Below are 21246 nucleotides of genomic sequence, written 5' to 3'. Positions count from 1 at the left end.
GAAAAGGTTTAAGGCATGCAAACATCAAAAAAATAAACAATAGAAAGCCTCTTATGATAGAAGCCAGCACACATCGAAATGCCATGTCTTTGCTGACCAGTGCCGTCAGTGTGGTGACCACAGCAGGGCTTACAGGCCGCTTTGGATTCACTGCCTCGGCAGTGTGCAGTGTGAGCGACAATCCCCCGACCTTATTGGTATGTATGAATACGCAATCTGGCTCACACGCGCATTTTATGCACAATAAAACCCTGTCTGTGAATGTATTGAGCGCGCAACACGAGCACATTTCCAAGGCGTTTGCCGCCAAAATCAGCCCCGAAGAGCGCTTTAGTCATGGCGAGTGGTCAGAACTGGAAACAGGCGCACCGATACTCGACGATGCCTTGGTGAGTTTTGATTGTCAGATTGAACAAGTAGAGGAAGTCGGCACCCACGCCATTGTGATTTGCCGTGTGCTCGCGATACAACAAAACCATATCCATCCCAGCTTGGTGTATTTCAATCGCGCTTATCACGCAGTGGGGCAAGAGCAAGCCGCGTAATGGTGTACTCAGGCACGCAGTTACGGGCATAGGGTGGAACTAAGCTTCCAAATGCTGTAAATGGGTTTTGGTTAAGTCGATGAGCTGCTGCTTTAAGGATGCGGGCTCAATATTGATCAAATAGTGGTAAAAGCGATTGCAGTAATCCAGCAGATAATCCATTTCTTCTGCATTATAGCGGCCTGTAATCACCGCACAATCTTCCAATTCGCTTAAAACCATTTGTGGAAACGATTTGCTGTAAAACAAGGGCATGCCCTCTTTGCGGATGGTGATGGCAAAATACGCTTGCTGTGGCTCTTGCCTTAACTCATTGAAATTGCCCAAATGGATGGGCTGAAAATCGGGCAAAGCCTGTAATACCGCTTCGGGCACTTGTGTGACTGCAACTTTGTCGATTAAATCGCACCTGAATACGCGCAAATCATGGATGCCTATGTCAAAGACCGCCAATAACCATTTGCCAGATTGAAACCACAAGGCCAAAGGCTTAATGACATGGGTTTGCTTATTCATGTGTATGCGCAAAAATACTCGCTGCAAGATGGCTTGCAACAGCTGTTCCAGATGCTTGGCATGGTAAATTTGGGTGGTGTTGCGAATTTGTAAGTGTTTTTGCATGCGCTCGTAGGTTTGGTAGCTTTGCTTGGACAAAACCTGCATCAGCTTGGTGCTGATGTTGGAGAAATGGCTTTTGAACGGGCTGCTTTTCAATACTTCCAAGCCATCTAAGGCAAACAAAATGGCATGGATTTCCTCTTCGCTAAAGCGCACTGGGTCAATGCGGTAACTGTCGGCGATGACATAGCCTCCATAGCGGCCTTGCTCAGAATAAATGGGCACGCCCAATTCCTCTAAAGACGAGATATAACGCAAGGCGGTGCTGCGAGAGATGTGAAACTCTTGCATCAATTGCGCCAGCGTAAAGCGGCCTGTATGTTTGATGAAAACCTCCATTTGATGCAACAGAATGATTTTTTTCATGTTAAAGGTTTCCGTTTTTGATACCGTTAACTTATACGATGTGACTTTCTCAATCAAGATGAAAGTCACAGCGATGAAACGAATTGTGTTGGCAAAACCGGATGCGACGCCGTATAAAAAATTGGCAGCCATGGATGCAGAAATCAACAAACTGTTTGAGGCAGCGGGCTTGGCAAGCGGCTACAGCCATTTACTGCGCTTGCGTGTGTCACAGCTGAATGGCTGCGCTTTTTGCGTGAAGATGCATGCACAAGATGCGGCCAAATGTGGTGAAAACCTAGAACGCATCGCCTTGACCTCGGCTTGGGAAGAAACCGGCGTGTATTCCGAAGCCGAAAAAGCCGGCTTTGCGCTGGCCGAAGCGGTAACACACATTCAAAATCCCGCACTGTTTGAGCATGCGTATGCACATGCGTTGACGCTGTATACCGAGGAACAAATCGCGGCCATAGAGTGGTTGGCCATTATCATGAACACTTGGAACCGCGTTGGCATCAGCAGCCAATTACAGGCTTAAACCCCTAGCATGCGGCCTGTAACTGATGGGGCTGATGTCAGTGGCCGGCAATGTGAATGAGCAATGTATTTTAAGAGCCTCCCATCGGGAGGCTCTGTTTTTTTGGTGCTGGCAGTGTGTCACAGGGTTTAACAGCAGCTTACTACAATAAGGCTATTGAGCATGGGTAACACTGAGGCTGTTCAGTCTTGAGGGGCATGATATGTGGCGCAAACGACGGAACAATCATCATAAAAGCCTTGCTTTTTGATGGCTTTGCGCAGTGCTTCCAGTTTGTCGCTAAGGCTGTGATGGGCGCCCCAAATGTGTTCAAGTTGGGCATGGCTCAGCGCATCGGACAAGCCATCTGAACACAGCAAGACGGTTTCACCGGCCTGTAAGGTGAACGACATGGTATGGATTTTAAAATTGGCTTCGTCACTGTCGGCAATCAAGCAGTGGGCGAGGCCATGGTAGATTTCGGCATACTCTTGCTGGGGCAGTGCTTCGCCTTGTTCGATTAAATCAGCCAACACGGTGTGGTCATGGCTGATTTGCTGCCATGCGCCGGAGGCGGCAATGCGGTAGGCACGGCTGTCGCCGACATTACAAATATGGCAGATTTGCTGGGCAGAGACGGTGGCCGACACAAACGTGGTGGCAGAACCAAAATACTGTGCCGCCATCGCATCGCAAAATTGACCATGATGCCGGCGCAAAAACCGGCCTTGCTCATCGCCATATTGGGCAAAAGCCTTGATCCAAAAGCGGCTGGCCAAATGTGCGGCAGGGCTGTTAAACACCCCATCGGCAACCGCAATGCGAACAGGCAGCTGGTGAGGCTCTAGCAAACGGGTCTTATGCAAAATGGCGTGACACATGTTTTCACCATTAAATAAGGCATCTTGGTTTTTGGTTTTGCCACTGCCTGCCATTTGAAAATAAGCCAGTTGTAACATCGTCTTCCTTCATTAAATAATGGTATTGAATAAAAGGTGTTACAGGCCGCATATTCCCTACACCGTCCTGATGTGGAGATTGGGTGAGGATAGGGTGAGTTGCCAGCTCAGCCCTTATCTGCCAAAAGCACTGCAACACATATGAGAAAAAGGGTCTAAGCTTTTTTGGCCGCGTTCCGTTCTAATCTTCTTGCCTCCATGAGTTGCCTGAAATGAAGTTGCAGCTCTTCAATCCTATTTTTTCTTTCTAATACGGCTTGCTTGTAGTCAGACAGGGTATTTTTTTGGGCATCCAAATCCAGATACTGAAAGGCAATTTCAATGTCTTGGTACTCTGGTTTGGCCGCCAATACCGTGGTTTCCTCAAACATTGGTGAGCTCGCCAGATACGCCATAAAACGTGCTGCTTGGTTGTATCCCAAGGAAAAATGCTGTTGCAATTGTTTTATGCTGATGATTTCCATGTTCAAGGCTTCAAACTCCAAGGCCACAAACAGTTGCGCTTCGGTATCGTGTATGTCTGCAGAGAATTTTGCTTGCGTCATGGTGTCGTCCTTTTAAGTCATGGTTGATGGAGGCGCTGAGCCTGAGACCATGACCATTATGGCGGCTGCATACGACATTCTGTGTCGCTACAAATGAGCAATGCCATATTGAATTCAATATGGCATGTGTGTTTGGCGATGGGGTTATGGCTGATTCAGCACATTGATCATTGCTTGATGGTGATTTCGTATGCTGGCCTTATCCCAAGTGTCGGCCTCTTGCATCATGATTTGCAATTTAAGGCTGTTGTGCTCCGTGTTGATAAAGTTTGCTTTCTTGGCCTTGGGCATATTATTGCTAAAGCGAGAGTTATGGCTTTGAGAAATCAGGCAGAGATTTCCCAAACAGTGTAAGTCTTCATCGTCTGCCAACTTAAATATTTCATCTGGTGGATTTTGAGGATAAAAATGCTCAACCGAATTTCTGAACGTGAATCTGAAATCTTGTCCCTCTTTTTGCCACAATAAATAATCCAAGCGGTTGAAGATGAAATTGGGAATGGCGGTGCCACCGCTGTTAAGCATATTTTGCAATTTTTCGGACATGACTTCATCAGATGGATAAGTAGGCCGAACAAAGCTTGCTTGATTGATTAAATCAAAAAAGTCGGTGCCTGCGCCGTAATGGCCAAAATAATAGCGGTCACTTAAGTCTTCTAAAAAGGCGATGTAAGACTCAGCATCCAGCTCGGTATTCAGGTGGGTACGGGCAGGCGAGTCATACAACCATTTTAAAACTGCGTACAGCCAGTTTTTGTAAATGCGCGATGGGTGTGAAACATGGAACATGGACAGCAACAGCTCGACCCGCTTATTGTCTGCAAACGCATTGTGGTATTGGTAGGAGTGTTTATTGTAAGGCTTGATGGTGGCCAAAGACCAATGGTCATCTTGCTGTTTGGATGTGTCGGCTTTGATGATGTATTTGTCAAAAAGGAAACGACATTGACACAATGCCATGGCAAAACGCTTAATCTCATCGGCATCTTTTTGTACCAAGACCGCAAAACTTTCCAATAAGGTTTTTTCATCCAAGGCAATAGCGCGTGCATCTATATCCAAGTGCGCGTCGTGGTTGAAAATTTTGAATACGTGCATCAACAGGTTGGGAAAATCAATGACAGGATTAAATCGTCCTGAAGCCTCTGTTGCGGCTGACACCTGATTGATGTGCTTGCCCTGTATCACTTCCAGTATGGATTTACGCTCTGTATGCTCATCTTGCTGGGTCAATGCTGTGCTGATGGCATCAAAATCCTGTGGCAAGCGCTGCCAAGCATCGCCAAAGATATTTTTTCTGCTGTCACTCGGAAAGCCCAACACCATATAACGGTTCATGTCTGAGCAGGCATCCCAGATGGCGGCAAAAGCAGATTGTTCATGGCTGCTACAGTCTTGGGCGGCAAGGCGGCTCATTAAGCGGGCTTTGAGCACCTCATGTTTGGCCAACTGTTCGCCACGGGTATTCATGATTTCAAAATAATGGTTTAAATCTGTTTGCGGTGGTACTTCTGTGCGAATGATGTGCACTTTGTGCAGCAAAAAACGGGCCCGCTCTTGGCTTTGCTCATCATTCTCAGGCCAATGCTTTTTAAAGGCTTGGATGGCGGCTTGGAAATTGCTGGGCAAATCTGCCGTTGTCGAAAAAAGATGATTGAAAGCATGCTCAGAATCGGCACGGTATTCAAAGCCCGTATTGCGTTCAAGTGGAAGCAAGGCTTTGATATCGGCCTGTAAATGATCCAATTGCTGCAAATAGGCACTTAAAATGCCGAGAGTGGTTAAGCGCTGTTGCCCATCGATGACTTCAAATTGCCCATCATCGCGCTTAAACACCACCAAGCTGCCTATGTAATACTGGCTCTGAGCATCGCGCGCCATGGCATGGTTGATGTCATTGATTAAGGCTTCAATTTCATCATTGCCCCACGCATAATTGCGCTGATAGATGGGGATGATGTATTGATCGTGATTCAGTAAGGAGTCAACCGACAGGGTTTGTATGGATTGTTGATTATTTTGCATCGCTTACTCCCAATAATTCTTTCATTTTGTCATCCACATTGTCAAAGCGCATGTCAGATAAGGGTTGATTCATAAATTGCATCACGGCTTTGGGCTGCAATGCTTGCGCTATACAGAGCAACAGACTGCCACGATCTAGTGCGACTTGATCGATGGTATTAAAAGTGATGCGCTGCCATTGCAAACGTTTTTGGTAGACCCAAACAAAGGCTTTATACAGAAAAGGCTCCAATTGGGTGGCGCCAAACTTATCAACATACGCAAGCACGGTGCATTCAAACAGTTCACGCAAATACTGATCCCCCGCACGCCAATTGTTCTTGTAAGTATTTAAATAATCGATGAGATTGGTGTCGAAAGCCACTTGTCCCAGTGTGCGTATGTGCGCCAACAGTCCTGTTTGAGGATGAAACAATTCTGCATACAGTTGGCGGTAATGCTCAATATAGTGAAAAAACCATTCGCCATTAATCAATGCTTGCTGGGCTTGAAAACCGGCCTGTAAAAAGCGGGGATGGAACATCATGGGATTGTGGCTAGCCGCTTGCAACATGGTGCGCGCGGCGATGGTGTTGTGCAAATAGGGATATTCAGCCGTTTCAGCAATGCCTTTGAAGGTATCCAGTTCTTGGCTGGTGAATTGGTCGCCGCTTTGTTGCTGGTGCCAACGCCGCAACCTGAACAAAACCAAATTGATGATTTTGTACAAATTGGGGCTGTGTTCATCCGCCTGTGCCGCACTTTCCCAATTGGCCACACATTGGTGCACCGTGTTTACAGGCCGGTTTTGCATGGCACGCAAGTGATAGGCTTTGAGCAAATCGTAAGCTTCTAATGGCTTGCCGCGGGCATTTTGGCTGTCAAAAAATTGGAAGGCTTGATCCAAATTGTTTAAGGTGACGCAGACCATGTCGCAGCCCACATTATTGTCCTCGTCTTTGCCCAAGATGTATTGGGCAAAGCGCTTTTTATCAATTTGCGCACAGTCACTGAGCAGATACTGAATAAATTGGTGGTTTTGCATGAGGTTGTTATGGCTGATGCTGTGACCCAATTTTTCATGCAATAAATGACTGTTATCGTTTCCCAGTGCGTGCAGCAATAAAGACAAAGTAATGAGACGCTGCTGCCCATCTACAATGTCATGAATTTGACCATGTGGGTGTTGGTGCAAGACCACGGTGCCGATGCGGTATTGCTTTCCTTGTTCAAAATGCAGCAAGAGGTCATGAAATAATTGGGACACATGTTGTGCTTGCCATTTGTATGGCCGTTGGTAGTCGGGAATTCGGGGCTTTAAATCCAATACTTGTTGTATGGGCAGTATGGTCGCAATGTCTGGCGTTGGGTGTAGACTCATGTCTTTCTCGACTCAAGGGTTGGGTTCTGGGTTGTGCAGCTTGATGCATGCAGCTGTCGCTGTCTTCGCTGGCTGTGACATTAAAAGCGTAGTATGCGACAAGTTGTGTCGCATACAAACGCCTGCAAGGTGCAAACGGCTCTGTGCATTGATCTTATTGGTCGACAGGAATTTTTTCTAGCTCCCAAACATCGTCGCCAAATTTGGCCAACCACCAATCCAACATTTCACTGTCGTAGACCGTGGCCTGAATGTGGTAATGCTCTTGGCTTGCTTCGAGAATCTGTTGGTCAGTGGATAACGGTGTTTCGGTTAAATGAAAGCCAGACGTATGGCCTATCTTGAAGCGCAAGGTAATCTTCTTGCCCGTACCAAAGCCAAAACGGCCTTCGGATTGGTAATGTTGTAAATTAAAATCTGCGGGCCGTTCAAAAGAAAAGTGGGTCATGGTGGCAGACAAAAAGCGGTGTAAGGCCAAGTGGCGTATGTCTTCATAGCCTTCAAATTGCACCACCAAATACAGGGTGGGGCCTTGCTGTACCAAGGCCAGTGGCATGACCCGTTTGCAAAGACTGACACCGGTTTGGTTTCGGTACGCCACATCTAGCCAACGGTTGGCAAATAAGGCGGCACTGACCTCGTCTAAAATCGTTTCATCCACTTTGGCCGGCAACAATACTTGGCTGGTGGGAGCCACCACCACTTTATTCACCCATTCTTGTTCTGCGTGGTTGGACGCATCAAATGCTTGCAGCTTGATTCTTGCCTGATAAAAGATGGGCTCCAAGCTCTTTAAGATATTGGCTGGCAATAAATACTTCAGTTGCTTTTCAGCCAAATTAAGCATCAATGATTCTTTGGCATTCAAGATGGGGACTTCCAAACCCTTGGCATAGGCTTTCCAACGATAACCATAAGGCTTGCTCTGCATATTGCATTCAATTTCAAAATGCTCACACAGTTTGTTCATGATGCGTTGGATGGAGCGTATGTCACGCTCAAAACCCAAATGTTTTAAATGCTCAGCAATGTCTTGTGCACTGATGTAACGGGTTTTGGGGATGATGCGTAAAATTTCGATGTAGGCTATGGTCGTGTCTAAGGTGTCGGTACGCTGGCGCATGGTAACAAGTCTTGTTGATGTAAAGAGAGGTGTGCAATGGTGGTTTTGTAGGCCACAACAGTGTCTTGGTGGGTGCTCAAATGCCCATGGTATTTGAACCCAAAATGCGCCCATTGTCGATTGGCACAGTGAGGTATGCAGCAGAAAACAGCGTGCATAAGCCACCGCGATGCCATCACCGCAACAGTGCTGTCTGAAAGGAATACAGATTGATGATGGATGGTGGTGTTTTTTGAGGAAGGTATTACAGTTTGGAATGGTATTGCAATGGGACTTTAAGCCTCGCCAACAGGTGTTGTAAATATTGTCTAATTGTTTGTAATTTATAATTTTTTATTGATACTATTTATGTTAGTAGCATCATCTGTAGCAACATTTTAGCTCGCTAATTTTGTATGCTTTTATTGGTAGGGATATGTAAATTGAATTCATTTAAAAACTAGGGCTACTCAGGTGGAGGAGCATTACACGCTCGGAAAAGACAAATGAGAGTAGCTCCTAGTTAATATCACGCATTTAAGCTGGAATCAATTTTTAGTTTTGCCTTTATTATTTAAATTGTAACTTTCTGAAATCAGGTAAGTCAGCATATCAGCTTTGTTAAATCCATAAAGCATTTGAAGTTGTTTCAATTGTTTAAATGTTTTTTCATCTAAATGGGTATTCAATGGTGAAAGCATCTTTTTTTTCAATTGGAATATTTTATTACTATAAGCCATACTTAGCTTCTGTTTAATTGTTTTATTTGTATAATCATCTAGACAAGCTAGGTCAATTTCTCCTTGTATTACATTTAGCATTTCTTTTCGATCAAGAGGACGTGAAACAGAATTATATAAATGATTTTTATTATCACTAGCTACTGCATATCCCTGAACGTTTGGGAGATTTTTGATATTTGTTAAATTATGAGAAGGCCTAAACCATCTCATTTTAATGAGTTGAAATTTTTCCCATAACCAAATTTCTAAATCCGAATCAATTGTTTTAATATTTCCAATATCTACACCTAATGCAGCTATTCGTTCCCAGTCACGTTTAAGTTCATTTAAAATATATTGAATATCTTCAATAAATGACATCAAAATCAAGTATCTTCTTATATAATCTTTGCGTTGATTAATATTGTGTAGGTCATTTGGGAAATTAAAGATATCCAAATAAGGCCTAATATATCTACCGCTATTGTCGTAATACCCTTTTCGTTTAATGCATAACCATACAAAAAATGTCATGCGTTCTGATGATTCCCAAAATACATTCCAATTGGTCGTAAAACCTTTAAATTGCTTTATATAATTCGACCAAGTTACAGCTATCTTTTCATCTGGTGTCAAGTCATTTTTGCTAATTACTGGTTGATTTCTTATGAGCTTAGTTTCAATTATTTGCTTTAATTCATTAATTGGTAAATTTGCATAATCAAAAATTTTAATATTGTCTTTCAACTTAGATCCCAAAATGCAAAATAATACTTCTGAGTCTGGACTTTTATTTAAATTTATCAACATATTTAATCCTTATTTAAATAATATTTTTTATTTATATAAATAATATTTTATCGGCATTATTTATATATTTAAATCATATTTATGTATATATATAAGCATACTTAAAAAATTATCATTATGATAAATAAAGATATTTATCATAATGTCTGTAATAAATTATCTTTAAATATAGTATATATAATTATTTTTTGATTCTTTATTTTGCTTATCATATTTAAAACTTAGCATTGACGGTTTATTCAGCACTCTCATTGATGAATTTTTTGTATTTAAAATTTGGATAGAAGATGCATAAGAGTATCTAGTCCAAAACACACATATTTACTTAAAAGTACTCAGTGGAATGAAATGGTGAAGTTATTAAGATAGTTGATAAATTTCATTTTGAATTGAAATATTCAGACATATAAATGAGAGATTTGAATAATGAGATTTTATTTATATATAAAATTTCTCAGCAATAGCCATGTATGAGAGTGAGTTGTCAGCAGTATCAAATTGCACATTCACTTCCATCTTTATATTTCAAATGGAGTTCAAATCATGGCATCAGACATCAACTTATTAAACATACGCGAAGTTGCCCAAAAGATTTCAGCTGGTAAATCGACCATTTACGATTGGATGAATCCTAAGTCAAAACGCTATAAACCTGATTTCCCTAAACCCCTTAAAAACATGGGTGGTATAAACCGCTGGATAGAATCTGAGATTGATGCTTGGGTAATGAGCAAAAGAAATCCAAATCAGAATTTAACTTCCTAATATCTTGCCTATTTGCATCGAACTCCAATAAATGACCTCAATTTTAAAAGATTGGGGTCATTTGTTTTGGGGCATCGAATTCCATACTTATCTTAACTATGTAGCTCAAATCTATTATTTATTGTTTAAATCTCCATCATTTTTATCATTCACCATGGGTTATTTACGGCCTTTGACTGGCAATCGTAATTTAGGATTTAAATATAATTTATAAGTATTCAATTAATTATAGCCAAATATTAAATCCATTCAGCCAGCCAGTATTAAACCCTTCCCTGATGAAAGTGCGAGATGCAATCAATATCAGGAAATCACAATGTACCAAAATCAAACCTTTGTTTCAGAATACGCATACAACCAACGCAATCTCAGAGAAGTCCATCAATTGCTTGATGACCTGTTTACCAACTACTCCAAGGTATTGGTGGTCAGATTGGATTTATGCTTTAACGATGCCTATGCGCACCAACTACAGCAGTCTCATATCAAAGACTATATTGCCAAACTCAGAAACTACAGTCGTAGTAACAGCATATTCAACCATATGCTAACTTATCTAATGAAACTGGAATATGGTGAGCAGAAAGGTTGGCATTTACATGCCATGTTCTTTTTTGATGGGAATAAAGTTATTAATGCTTCCCACAAAGCAATTCGAATTGGAGACTATTGGGTCAATACCATAGTGGGACAACAATTGGCTTACTACTTTAACTGTCATGCCAGGCAGTATGAACAAACAGGCATTGGTATGGTGGAATACCATGAAATAGACAAGCGCAGGGTATTGAATGATGTGGCAGCTTACTTTTGTAAATTCGATGAAATGACACTGAGCCAATTCCCATCTGGGCAACGTACTCCTCGCACTTTCTTTAGAGGGCAGCTAAAAGGCAGTATTAATCACAATGCAGGCAGGCCCAGACTGTATTGAAGGCCGATGTGAATGAATGAGAATTGATTATAGATAATTTCAAACACATACCATCCATGTGTCATTAACCCGCCCAAGCAATGTCTTGGGCTTTTTCGTGAGGTGAAACATGGACTATCACTGTTGTCCTGAATGTGGCTTACACCATATTCAACAAAGAAAAACCGCTCAAACCGTTGGCCAAGTCTTAGGGGCGGTGGGAGGTATCGCTGTTGGTATGTTGTTTCCTTTCTTTGGAAACAAATTACCGATACCCAAATTGCCACAGCAGGTTTACCAATACATCACGTTTGCCAAGACTGGCTCGTTGGTGGGTGGTGAAATCGGCATGGTCATTGATGAGCATTTGTTAAACAACTGCGTGTGTATGGCTTGTGGGCATGAATTCAAACAACGCAGATATTGGGACTAGGAGCGAACTATGGCACATTTAATTGAAACCATGGCCTACACAGGCCAAACCCCTTGGCATGGCTTAGGTGAGCAACTACCTAAGAAACAAGCAATAGAAGTATGGGCTCAGGCCGCTGGCATGGATTGGCAAATCAAAGAGTCACCTGTGCACTTTGCCATTGATGCCCCCAGTCACGTCTCCATGTTTGGCTCATCCCCTGAGCAAAAAGTCTTGTACCGCAGCGATACCAACACAGCTTTGTCAGTGGTTTCTAACCGCTACCAAGTGGTACAGCCCATGGAGGTATTGGAGTTTTACCGTGACTTAACCGAGTATGCAGGTTTTGAATTGGAAACCGCAGGTGTGCTCAAGGGTGGGCGCAAGTTTTGGGCATTGGCACGCACAGGCAAGGCCACGGTCTTGAAAGGCACTGATGTGATCAATGGCTATGTGTTATTGGCCACTTCTTGTGATGGCAGCTTGGCTACGGTAGCGATGCCCACGACGGTGCGTGTGGTGTGTAACAACACTTTATCGATTGCAGTAAGTGGGTCTGAGCAAGCGGTTAAAGTGTCTCACCGCTCTAACTTCGATGCCGATGCGGTCAAACAACGGCTGGGCATTGCGGTCTCACAGTGGGATCAATTCATGTACGAGATGAAAGTCTTGTCTGAACGCAAGGTCAATGTCAAAGAAGCCAACCGTTACTTTGAAACCTTATTAAGCAGTAATTCAACAGATGTGGTTCCAGCCCTTGGCCACAAATCCCATTTGAAATTGGTGAATGGTCCAGCAGACAACATCATTCCCAATGAGCGTGCCTATAAGAAGTTACAGGCCATGTATAACGGTCAAGGCCGAGGTGCCGAATTGACCGCAGCCAAAGACACGGCTTGGGGTTTGCTCTGTGCGGTGACCGAATTTGTGGACCATGAACGCCAAGCCCGCTCTTCTGAAAACCGCGTAGACTCTGCTTGGTTTGGCAATGGCGCACAAATGAAACAAAAAGCCTTGGAACAAGCCTTGCAATTGGTGGCTTAGACCTTTATCTTAAATACTGTATTATTCCCTTATCTTGAATGACTTGCTCCCCTGGTGGCTGTGGCCGCTGGGGGATTTTTTATGTCTGAAAGGAATGAAGATGAACCTCCCGAAAACCCGTAACAATACCCATCACATCGCCAAAGCCAAATCACCACTGCGTTTGGTTAAGACCAAAGACTTGAGCCGTGATGAATGGCTAGAAGCCCGACGCTCAGGCTTGGGCAGTTCTGATGCAGCCACTGCTTTGGGCTTAAACCCTTATCAATCCCGTTTGGCTCTATGGATAGAAAAAACCCAACCTGAACAGAGCTTGAATCAGATTAATCCCAGCGATGATACCCACCCCACTTATTGGGGCACAGTATTGGAGCCGATAGTAGCCACCCATTACAGCAAACGCACAGGCAATAAGGTACGTAAGGTCAATGCCATCCTGCAACACCCTGAGCATCCTTTTATGTTGGCCAATATCGACCGTGAGGTCATAGGCCAATCCGATGTACAAATCTTGGAATGCAAAACCGCAGGCGCTTATGGTGCCAAGGCATGGAAAGACAGTGTGCCTGAATATGTATTGGTACAGGTGATGCACCAATTGGCAGTGACAGGCAAACAAGCTGCCGATGTCGCGGTATTGATAGCAGGGCAAGATTTGCAGATACATCGTGTGTATCGAGATGAAGCCTTGATTGCCCAGCTGATTGAATTGGAAGCACAGTTCTGGTGGCATGTAGAAAACAACATTCCTCCCGCAGCCGATGGCAGTGATTCTGCTGCCCAGGCCTTACAAGCCTTGTTTCAACACGACAATGGCCACATTCTGGATTTGACTTACGATGCCGATATGAATGCGGTGTTTGATGAGTTGCTGACCATACGCAATCATTTGGACGATTACAAAGCCAAAGAAAGCCTGTTAAAGCAACGCATCCAACAAACCATGGCCGAACACAGCCATGCCCAGTTTCGCAACGGCTCGGTTGCGTGGAAGAAAACCGCTGATGCCAAGGTATTGGACAGCAAAACACTGAGCCAAGAACATCCAGACTTGGTGGCTCCATACTTCACTACTAGAGCAGGCAGCAGACGGTTTACGGTACTGGCTTAACTCTTACACATGATTCAAAAGAATTCAATTCAAACCAAGTCCTTCTCATTAATTAGCATCACCTGACACACAGCCACCCGAAGGTGGCTGTTTTGTTTGTGAGGCATTAAAGCGTTGTACTGCTGATGTCTCTACACCCTCTATCCCGTTACACCCATTCTTAACCCACCCCAAGGAAAAACCATGTCCGATATTCAAACCAATAAAGAAACCCTAAGCCAAGTAAGCACCAATACCAATGTTCTTGCAACCACACCCATCAACAAAACCCAGTGTGCAATCGGCCAAAGGCTGTATTTCCTACCTCACTATTTGGGCAGAGCCCATGCGGTATTTCAAAACTGCCTGTTTTACCTTGCCAAGCAATTTTTGGAGCCATACGACGGTGGTTATTGGGAGTTTTACCACCTCAGTAAGGGTGGCTTTGTGATGGCACTGGATGACGACAATACCATCACAGTGAACAGCCCCAATGGCAGCAGTGCCACAGTGGATGCGGAAACCGCTTCGATTGTGGTTAGTTTGATGACCTTGTCAGACTTGTCTTTTAATTTACAGACCGATTCAGACGAATTGCACAAAGTGATCACCAGTTTCCATGCCTTGCGTGACTTTGCTTTGGAACACCCAAGCAGCAACACCATTCTGAAATTGATAGATTAAGCAACCATTAATCACTCATATCTTACCGCATGCATGTTCATTTCTGCTGCATTAAGTAAGGGCATTCCCAGCAACACTGTTCCATACCCCTCAAACCAACAGCCTCACTTTGCAGTGGGGCTGTTTGCCATTGGGGGAATATTTTTATTTAAGGAGTCATACCATGATCAAAGGACTCGCCATTACCCCTCCCGTATTGGGGCGCATCTCCATCGGTAAAGTGGTTGAGAAGAACGGCAAACGCATGCCCGAGAAAGACGATGAATTCACCATCACCACCCAAGTGCAAAGCAAAGGCCAGTGGGTGAAACATCCATTGGACACAGAATTGCGGCAAGGAGAAGACAGCAGTAAGTTACGCATCATCCCCATTCGCTTGCTGTTCAATGACCCTGATTTAAACTTTCGTGCTCAGTATTCCATGTTTGACCACAAAACAGGTCGGCCTGTGTGCGTGGGCAATGGTGAAACCTGTAAACGCATGACAGCCAAAGGCATGGAATCATTGGCTTGTCCTAGCCCTATGGCTTGTGAATATGGCCAAGCAGGCTATTGCAAACCGTATGGTCGTTTGAATGTATTGATAGGTGACGAAGACGAGTTGGGCACTTTTGTGTTTCGCACCACAGGTTACAACAGCATCCGTACCTTACTCAGCCGTTTGCATTATTTCAGTGCCGTGTCTAACAATCAATTGGCCAGTTTACCGTTGGCACTGCGCATCCGCGGTAAATCCACCACACAATCTTTTCGGCAAGCCATCTTCTATGTGGATATCACCACACGGCCTGAACACAGTTTGGCTCAGTCCATTGCCATGGCCACAGAAACCAATCTTAACCGACAACAAGCTGGCTTTGACCAACAAGCCCTAGACCATGCGGCCAAACTGGGCTTTGCCAATGGTGAATTCGAAGTCACCGAAGATGAAGGCTTGGAAGTGGTGGAAGAGTTTTATCCTACTACCAATCAAGAACCACCGTCAGGTATTGAAGTGCAATCCACCACCAGTCTGAAACAGAAGTTATTGCCCAAAACACAGGAGGCTGCACCATGAAACATCAGTGTCACAATGTGTTATTGCTGATGGGCAATGCTGAGAGCATCGCTGCAATCAAGCAGTCATTACTGCTTGAACCTACCTCAACCAAGCCTGTACTGGATTTCAGTCTGCTGTTACCACCACCGCAAACCCTGCAACTGGCCAAACGCAATCATGTGTTTGTGCAGCAGCTCAAGCGTTGGCGTACCCAACACTGGAGTACAGCCAGTAATGGTGTATTAACCCATAAGGAGGAAACCGAAACCTCATTGCAACTTAACTTCAGCACGATATGGTCACCGCCTGTAAAAGTCTACCAAGCCTTGATGGCGCGGTGGCCAGAGGTAGTTTGCGTGTACCAATACCACAATGCCAAGGCATGCTTGTATGGTCTGTCACATCACCAAGAAGATGAACATTACCAACATGAAGCCATGTGGGCATAGAACCAAGCCACGTTCAGGTGGCTTGGTTTATTTGTAGCGTTGTAATTGTTCAATCAGTTGCAGGCTTTGCAGGTGCACAAAGCCTTGTTCTTGGGTATTGAGTTGCTCCATCTTTTGCGACAACTCCAATACCTTGTCATTCAAATTGGGGGTAGCCTCTCCCAACAAGGTTTGCACATCGCACTTCAAAATCTCGGCCAATTCAAAAATACGGGTAATCGACGGCTCGACAATACCACGCTCTATGCGTGACATCGCCTCATTGCCTATGCCCAGTTTCTCAGCCACCGCTTCTTGAGTCATGTCTTGGGCAATGCGTGCCTTGGCAATCGACTTACCCAATTTTTGTTTGATGCTTACTTTGTCCATGTCACACACCACTTTTAATCAACCTCAATGGTTGCGTACAAACTCATTGACATGAACAACCTTAAAAGGTGTAATTCAACTTATATAGTCCTATTAGGTGGATTTTCATCTTGAATCGTTGGGCTCAATGCCCACACTTTGAGCACATTGTTTGTGCGAATACCGATTTACTCGCTAAGGGAAATGCATATGAAAGGAAAAGTTTTGGATTTCTCCATCCAAAAAGGCGGCGGTTTGATTTTAGGAGACGATGGACAACGCTATTTGCTTGTTACCAGCGAATGGCAAGAGCAAAGCTTCCCGCTGCGTGATGTGGTGGTGGATTTTGAAGCGGCTGGTCAATATGCCAAAGGTGTCTATTTGTTGGCGCAAACCGTGCCACAAATTCAAGCTGCGACACCCACTATCAAAGCCAAGCCGTTTAAAGCCATAGTTAACAAAGAGCCATCTTTATTGGATTTGGCCATCAGTGCCGTGAAACACAAATACCTGTTGTTCAATGGTCGGGCATCTCGCAAAGAGTTTTGGGCCGTGATGTTGTTCAGTGTGTTGATTTCATTTGCGCTGCAATTGCTCTACACCTTGGGTTTTGCCATCTCTGACAACCTCGGCCTGTTATTGGCTCTGCCTTTTGTGATTTTTGCATTGGGCATGGTCATCCCTCAATTGGCGGTCAGTGCCAGACGCTTACACGACACTGATAAATCAGGCTGGTGGCTGTTATTGGGTCTTATTCCCATCTTTGGCACCATCGCCTTAATCGTGTTGTTCAGCTTGACCAGCAGTGAGGGTGAGAACCGCTTTGGTGAGCCAGCTTAATTCTGACATTTCAATATCTCTATTTAAAGCAAGCACTGCGGCTGACTTAAGCATTAAGACAGCTGTGGTCGCACTTTACTTTTAACTCTTTCAGAAAGATTTTTATCATGAAGAAATATTTTTTAGCCATTCTAATGGCAATTGGGCTGAGTGCTTGTGGTGAAGATTTTGCCAGGAAACTCGAACAGCAAGACATCATGTTGCCTGACTCACTCAAATACGTTGAGGTAAACGAAGGCTTCAAACCGCTTTACGATCAATTAAGCTACTCAACTTTTAAGCCCCGTGATTTTAAAATCTTGCACGTTAAATCGCCGCTGGGGTCTGGGCCATGGTATTTCCAACTGCAAGACATTGAGACAGGGGTTTATGTCCATTATTTGAAAGAAGCCAATTGTGGGACATTGAATGCCAACATAGGTGATGTCATCAATTTGGACATCAAGCTAGTGGATTACCCCGTCAATCCCAACAAAGAAACCAACCGCATGAAAGCAGGAATCGATTTAGCTGGGTTTGAGCGCAATTGCAGCCCTAGCAATGATGGTTACATTACCGACATGTAATGTAGCCACCCATATCACAGTACATAGTTTACATCCGCAACATAAAAAGCCACATATTTAATAACCGCAGTGAACACATCCTGTCCACTGCTGACTTTATTCTGTCTTTAACCGAGAGCTCATCAGCAAAGGGAAATGAAATTGAAAACAAAAATAGCGGTGCTTTTAATGGGTATCAGTATCTTGGCACACAGCAATATGGTGGTTGCTGCACCTAAATCCGCCACATGTCAGATTGATGAAAACGGGCGAACTGCATTTAAAGGAAAATGTACGTTTATTCCCAGTGCTGGAGGGTCTTTTACTTTGATGAGCCAGAGCCCGAACAAGCCACTGTTTAGAAACATTATGGATGTCAGTGTTTATATCACTGAGCGCAATCATGCAGAAGTACGAGGCTCACTTTCAGGTGGTCATAATTCACGCTGGGGTGAAGCAACGCGCTCACAAAATCAAAAAGCCTGTTGGGTAGGAAGCGATTTTAAGGTTTGTGCTTGGTAGTTTCAGAGATTACCCCTGCTTGGTACAAGCAAGTAGCCAGTAGGCTGGCTTAACACCTCAACTTTTATCTTTAATTTAATGAAAAGAGTAGCTATGAAAAAACTTATTTTAACCAGCATTTTATTGGCATGTAATGCATTGGTTTTTGCAGAATCGGTAGAAACCACTGCCGCATTCAGAAACATGATGAAACGTGAATACAATGTTACTGTGCCTAAAGTCCTGTCTGCCACTGCACAATCCGCACAAATTTGTTACGGATTAGATGTAACTCCATGCAATAAGCTGGAGCGCATGTGTGAAAAAAGCCGTTCACAGGGTTGTCGTGCTTATACTCGCAAATTAGAAGCCATTGCAGCTAAAGAATACGATCAGTAATTTAAACCAGTGAGCATGTGAAAAGACCATACACGGTAGTTTCTACATGTAGGTTGATGTTTTAGACACTGGCTGCTTTTACGAACAAATAGACATACGCAACTACTGTTGCGTATGTCCATTTGTACATTACCAATATTTTTTTTGTTTAAAGTTGGCCTAAATGGCAGTGTGAAATTTAGAAATGTAAAGCTGGAATGGTGCATTACAGCGAGGCTGATAAGATTAATAATGTGAAGTATGCATTGGCTTACTTGGCTAAGAATGACTGTAATCAAGCCAATAAGGCTTTTACAGATGCTACAGGTAAAAACATTCGCACATTCTTCATTTCTCAATACTAACCTAAATGTGGTTTAAGTGGTCGTCCCAGAGCTTATTAGAGTGCTAACGGTGCCTATATCGAAGTGAATAATCTTGAATCGACCCGCCTTTCTTAGAAGCAGGAAATACAAATTCAGACTGACCATTTAATGATTGTAAATCAAGTAAGATTTCACAAGCCTAGATCGGTAGAGTTATTGTGAATGGCCGATTTTGCTTCATGTGTTCTGCAGGAATGTTCCATAATTTAGTTTCAAAATCGAAATCAATCCATGTTGGCCTTTCACTCACTGCATGAACTCAATACCTATTTAAGTAACAGTGTTTAAGGTTGATGGAGGGCAGCAAACATCCAGAAATGACGGGATTAAATTTATCTCAAGCATTCCAGCAAGTGCGTTTGGCACTGAACACTTACCGGCGTTATTTGGGTTTGAGACTGGAGGTGTTGCGGGTCAACAGTCAATCATTGGTGCGCATTGATGACCACCAATACTGTGTACCTGTTGCTTGTGTGGGCAAAGCCATTACTGCCCACACCATCCGTTTAACCAATAGATCGCAATTGCTTGCAGAATACACACGCAGCTTTCAACGCAGCGGCATCAGTTACCAGCCCTTGCACTATTTGGACTTACTGGAACGCAAACCAGGTACTTTGCGCACCAGCGTTAATTGCCAGCAATACGACAGTTTATTAACGAAAGGGTCTTATGCAAAGGGATGAGTTGATGGTGCTGCTTGGCCAATTAAAACTCAATGCCATGATGGAGAATTGGGATGAAATCATGGTAGATGGCATTCGCTGAAAGCGCTCTACACTGGATATCTTAAGCCGGCTCTTGAATGTAGAACAATTGGCCAGACACACTCGCAGCATTCAATACCGCATTGCTCAGGCCAAATTCCCACAGAGCAAATCACTCACGGATTTCGACTTCGAACAAAGTCCTCTGCATCAACCCACAATTGAGCTGCTGAACGATGGTCACTACATCGAACAAAAGCGCAATGTGGTCTTGGTGGGAGGGCCAGGTACAGGCAAAACCCACATTGCCACCTCGCTGGGGATACAGGCCGCTACGATGGGATACAAAGTCAGATTCTGGAATGTGTTGGATCTGGTCAATAAATTAGAACAAGACAAGAACAGTGGTGAACTGAAACTGACAGCACAGCAAAATCGTTATGATTTGGTGATTCTGGATGAGTTGGGTTATTTACCCTTCAGTCAAAAAGGAGGGGCTTTGCTGTTTCATTTAATCAGTCAACTGCATGAACAAACCAGCTTAATGATTACCACCAACTTGGCTTTCAGTGAGTGGGTCAATCTGTTTGCTGATGAAAAAATGACGGCAGCTTTGTTAGACAGATTGGTACATCACTGTGAAATATTTGAGACGGGAAATGAGTCTTACCGGTTCAAAAACCGCTCTTAAAGTGGACCACTTTTAGACCATAACAGTGGCACACTTTTAAACCATATTTGACAGCTGAACAGTCTGAATTTTATCGTAGAGTGAGACCATGTATGGAAAAAAGGGTTTTAAAAGGCGTCCTGTAATGTACAGGACGCCATTTTTTGTCTTTGGTTGGGTTGAGCAATAATCAAGAGAATAGTTCTGTAAGCCTTATGTTCGAAAAGCTCCATGCAATATGGTTTGAAGGTAACCTCATTATAAAAATAAGTTGAATACATCACTGCTTGTTTTGTCGAACCAGAAAGACCAATGAAAAGGGGAATTAACAATGGTAGGGGGACTAACAATAAAGCATTTCATTAAACTTATGGCCAGCTTCAGCTTTCATGCTGATCTTAAACACTATTTAAAGCCTTCAATAAATAGTATGTATTAACAAGATTTTAATTTGGTATTGAAATTTGTAGAACTAATACTGAAGATAAAACATATTAAATACAATTAGAGTTATTAATTAACTATATGTAATTAAATGGTTTTAATGTATTTGCTCAATATTTAAAGTTAAAGTATGTTGTAAAAAAGATAACAAAAAAATAGGCTATATTTTTTTATTAATATATTTATATAAATGAAAATATAGAAAGTGTTGTATGTTGTAAATATTCTATCTTTATGATTTTGTTAAAAATAAAAATATATAGAGAAATCTTGGTGGCATTAGTCCTTTTGGTTATATAGACGGAAGCTAATATTTTTTATGATAGTTTCTACACTATTAGTAAAATAAATTAAAGCATCGTAAGTTAATAATTATGAATATTGAAATTATATTTCGATATTTATTAGGCAATATTTGGTATCTTACTAATTATAAATATATTAATAATAATTTATTTGAAATTTCCTTATACTATATTTTTT

General features: G+C 43.1%; 24 protein-coding genes. 16 read left to right on the top strand and 8 right to left on the bottom strand.

What is annotated here, in order from left to right; translation table 11 throughout:
- Positions 1 to 83 precede the first annotated feature (83 nt).
- Positions 84 to 545: a flavin reductase gene (locus tag BN3003_RS18170; protein ID WP_234333125.1), complete on the top strand. Its 462-nt coding sequence runs from the start codon at positions 84 to 86 to the stop codon at positions 543 to 545.
- A 39-nt stretch (positions 546 to 584) separates the two neighbouring features.
- Here the strand turns inward: BN3003_RS18170 and BN3003_RS18165 are convergent, their stop codons facing one another.
- A complete protein-coding gene (locus tag BN3003_RS18165; RefSeq protein ID WP_058358022.1) occupies positions 585 to 1529 on the bottom strand; it encodes a helix-turn-helix transcriptional regulator in 945 nt (314 codons plus the stop codon).
- Here BN3003_RS18165 and BN3003_RS18160 point away from each other — a divergent pair.
- Positions 1528 to 2046: a carboxymuconolactone decarboxylase family protein gene (locus BN3003_RS18160; protein ID WP_234333123.1), complete on the top strand. Its 519-nt coding sequence runs from the start codon at positions 1528 to 1530 to the stop codon at positions 2044 to 2046. The genes BN3003_RS18165 and BN3003_RS18160 overlap by 2 nt on opposite strands.
- Before the next feature lie 182 nt (positions 2047 to 2228).
- Here the strand turns inward: BN3003_RS18160 and BN3003_RS18155 are convergent, their stop codons facing one another.
- From BN3003_RS18155 to BN3003_RS18130, 6 genes are all read right to left on the bottom strand, one after another.
- The gene (locus tag BN3003_RS18155) at positions 2229 to 2984 is read right to left on the bottom strand and encodes a PP2C family protein-serine/threonine phosphatase (protein WP_058358021.1); all 756 of its coding nucleotides are present in this window, start codon (positions 2982 to 2984) and stop codon (positions 2229 to 2231) included.
- A 155-nt stretch (positions 2985 to 3139) separates the two neighbouring features.
- A complete protein-coding gene (locus BN3003_RS18150; RefSeq protein ID WP_058358020.1) occupies positions 3140 to 3529 on the bottom strand; it encodes a hypothetical protein in 390 nt (129 codons plus the stop codon).
- Between the two features lie 144 nt (positions 3530 to 3673).
- A complete protein-coding gene (locus BN3003_RS18145; protein WP_058358019.1) occupies positions 3674 to 5554 on the bottom strand; it encodes a DUF262 domain-containing protein in 1881 nt (626 codons plus the stop codon).
- The gene (locus BN3003_RS18140) at positions 5544 to 6914 is read right to left on the bottom strand and encodes a DUF262 domain-containing protein (protein ID WP_058358018.1); all 1371 of its coding nucleotides are present in this window, start codon (positions 6912 to 6914) and stop codon (positions 5544 to 5546) included. Before BN3003_RS18140 ends, BN3003_RS18145 begins: the two co-directional genes overlap by 11 nt.
- Positions 6915 to 7068: 154 nt before the next feature.
- A complete protein-coding gene (locus tag BN3003_RS18135) occupies positions 7069 to 8037 on the bottom strand; it encodes a helix-turn-helix transcriptional regulator (RefSeq protein WP_058358017.1) in 969 nt (322 codons plus the stop codon).
- A 527-nt stretch (positions 8038 to 8564) separates the two neighbouring features.
- Positions 8565 to 9548: a hypothetical protein gene (locus tag BN3003_RS18130; protein ID WP_058358016.1), complete on the bottom strand. Its 984-nt coding sequence runs from the start codon at positions 9546 to 9548 to the stop codon at positions 8565 to 8567.
- A gap of 543 nt (positions 9549 to 10091) precedes the next feature.
- Between BN3003_RS18130 and BN3003_RS18125 the strand changes: the two genes are divergently transcribed.
- The 8 genes from BN3003_RS18125 to BN3003_RS18090 all read left to right on the top strand — a co-directional run bounded on the left by BN3003_RS18125 (position 10092) and on the right by BN3003_RS18090 (position 15944).
- Positions 10092 to 10313, top strand: a complete 222-nt coding sequence (locus BN3003_RS18125) for a helix-turn-helix transcriptional regulator (RefSeq protein ID WP_058358015.1) — start codon at positions 10092 to 10094, stop codon at positions 10311 to 10313.
- Between the two features lie 316 nt (positions 10314 to 10629).
- The gene (locus BN3003_RS18120; RefSeq protein WP_058358014.1) at positions 10630 to 11247 is read left to right on the top strand and encodes a YagK/YfjJ domain-containing protein; all 618 of its coding nucleotides are present in this window, start codon (positions 10630 to 10632) and stop codon (positions 11245 to 11247) included.
- Between the two features lie 109 nt (positions 11248 to 11356).
- Positions 11357 to 11659, top strand: coding sequence for a hypothetical protein (locus BN3003_RS18945; protein WP_147645467.1), 303 nt, complete (start codon positions 11357 to 11359; stop codon positions 11657 to 11659).
- 9 nt (positions 11660 to 11668) lie between these two features.
- Entirely contained in the window at positions 11669 to 12682 is a 1014-nt protein-coding gene (locus tag BN3003_RS18110; protein ID WP_058358012.1) for a DUF932 domain-containing protein, read from the top strand.
- Positions 12683 to 12782: 100 nt separating this feature from the next.
- Positions 12783 to 13793, top strand: coding sequence for a YqaJ viral recombinase family nuclease (locus tag BN3003_RS18105; RefSeq protein WP_058358011.1), 1011 nt, complete (start codon positions 12783 to 12785; stop codon positions 13791 to 13793).
- 183 nt (positions 13794 to 13976) lie between these two features.
- Complete coding sequence (locus BN3003_RS18100) at positions 13977 to 14456, top strand: antirestriction protein (RefSeq protein ID WP_058358010.1); 480 nt, start codon at positions 13977 to 13979, stop codon at positions 14454 to 14456.
- A gap of 163 nt (positions 14457 to 14619) precedes the next feature.
- On the top strand, positions 14620 to 15513 hold the full coding sequence (locus BN3003_RS18095) for a recombination directionality factor (RefSeq protein ID WP_058358009.1): 894 nt from the start codon (positions 14620 to 14622) through the stop codon (positions 15511 to 15513).
- Complete coding sequence (locus BN3003_RS18090; protein ID WP_058358008.1) at positions 15510 to 15944, top strand: DUF1281 family ferredoxin-like fold protein; 435 nt, start codon at positions 15510 to 15512, stop codon at positions 15942 to 15944. Before BN3003_RS18095 ends, BN3003_RS18090 begins: the two co-directional genes overlap by 4 nt.
- Positions 15945 to 15971: 27 nt before the next feature.
- Here BN3003_RS18090 and BN3003_RS18085 read toward each other — a convergent pair whose 3' ends face one another.
- Positions 15972 to 16313: a helix-turn-helix domain-containing protein gene (locus BN3003_RS18085; RefSeq protein ID WP_147645466.1), complete on the bottom strand. Its 342-nt coding sequence runs from the start codon at positions 16311 to 16313 to the stop codon at positions 15972 to 15974.
- A 189-nt stretch (positions 16314 to 16502) separates the two neighbouring features.
- Between BN3003_RS18085 and BN3003_RS18080 the strand changes: the two genes are divergently transcribed.
- The 6 genes from BN3003_RS18080 to istB all read left to right on the top strand — a co-directional run bounded on the left by BN3003_RS18080 (position 16503) and on the right by istB (position 20340).
- On the top strand, positions 16503 to 17132 hold the full coding sequence (locus tag BN3003_RS18080; protein WP_058358006.1) for a DUF805 domain-containing protein: 630 nt from the start codon (positions 16503 to 16505) through the stop codon (positions 17130 to 17132).
- A gap of 107 nt (positions 17133 to 17239) precedes the next feature.
- Positions 17240 to 17698 carry a hypothetical protein gene (locus BN3003_RS18075; RefSeq protein WP_058358005.1) on the top strand — a complete coding sequence of 153 codons (459 nt, stop codon included), beginning with the start codon at positions 17240 to 17242 and terminating at the stop codon, positions 17696 to 17698.
- 135 nt (positions 17699 to 17833) lie between these two features.
- Entirely contained in the window at positions 17834 to 18199 is a 366-nt protein-coding gene (locus BN3003_RS18070; RefSeq protein WP_058358004.1) for a hypothetical protein, read from the top strand.
- 93 nt (positions 18200 to 18292) lie between these two features.
- Positions 18293 to 18577: a hypothetical protein gene (locus tag BN3003_RS18065; protein WP_058358003.1), complete on the top strand. Its 285-nt coding sequence runs from the start codon at positions 18293 to 18295 to the stop codon at positions 18575 to 18577.
- 682 nt (positions 18578 to 19259) lie between these two features.
- On the top strand, positions 19260 to 19628 hold the full coding sequence (locus BN3003_RS18060) for a Mu transposase domain-containing protein (protein ID WP_147645465.1): 369 nt from the start codon (positions 19260 to 19262) through the stop codon (positions 19626 to 19628).
- A gap of 94 nt (positions 19629 to 19722) precedes the next feature.
- On the top strand, positions 19723 to 20340 hold the full coding sequence (istB, locus tag BN3003_RS18055; RefSeq protein ID WP_342353784.1) for an IS21-like element helper ATPase IstB: 618 nt from the start codon (positions 19723 to 19725) through the stop codon (positions 20338 to 20340).
- Positions 20341 to 21246 lie beyond the last annotated feature (906 nt).

Origin of the sequence: Vitreoscilla massiliensis, from assembly GCF_001457815.1 — a bacterium.
In the GTDB taxonomy this organism is placed as follows: Bacteria; Pseudomonadota; Gammaproteobacteria; order Burkholderiales; family Neisseriaceae; genus Vitreoscilla; species Vitreoscilla massiliensis.
Note: the sequence above shows the minus strand (reverse complement) of the source record. Positions and strands in the feature narration are given on the sequence as shown.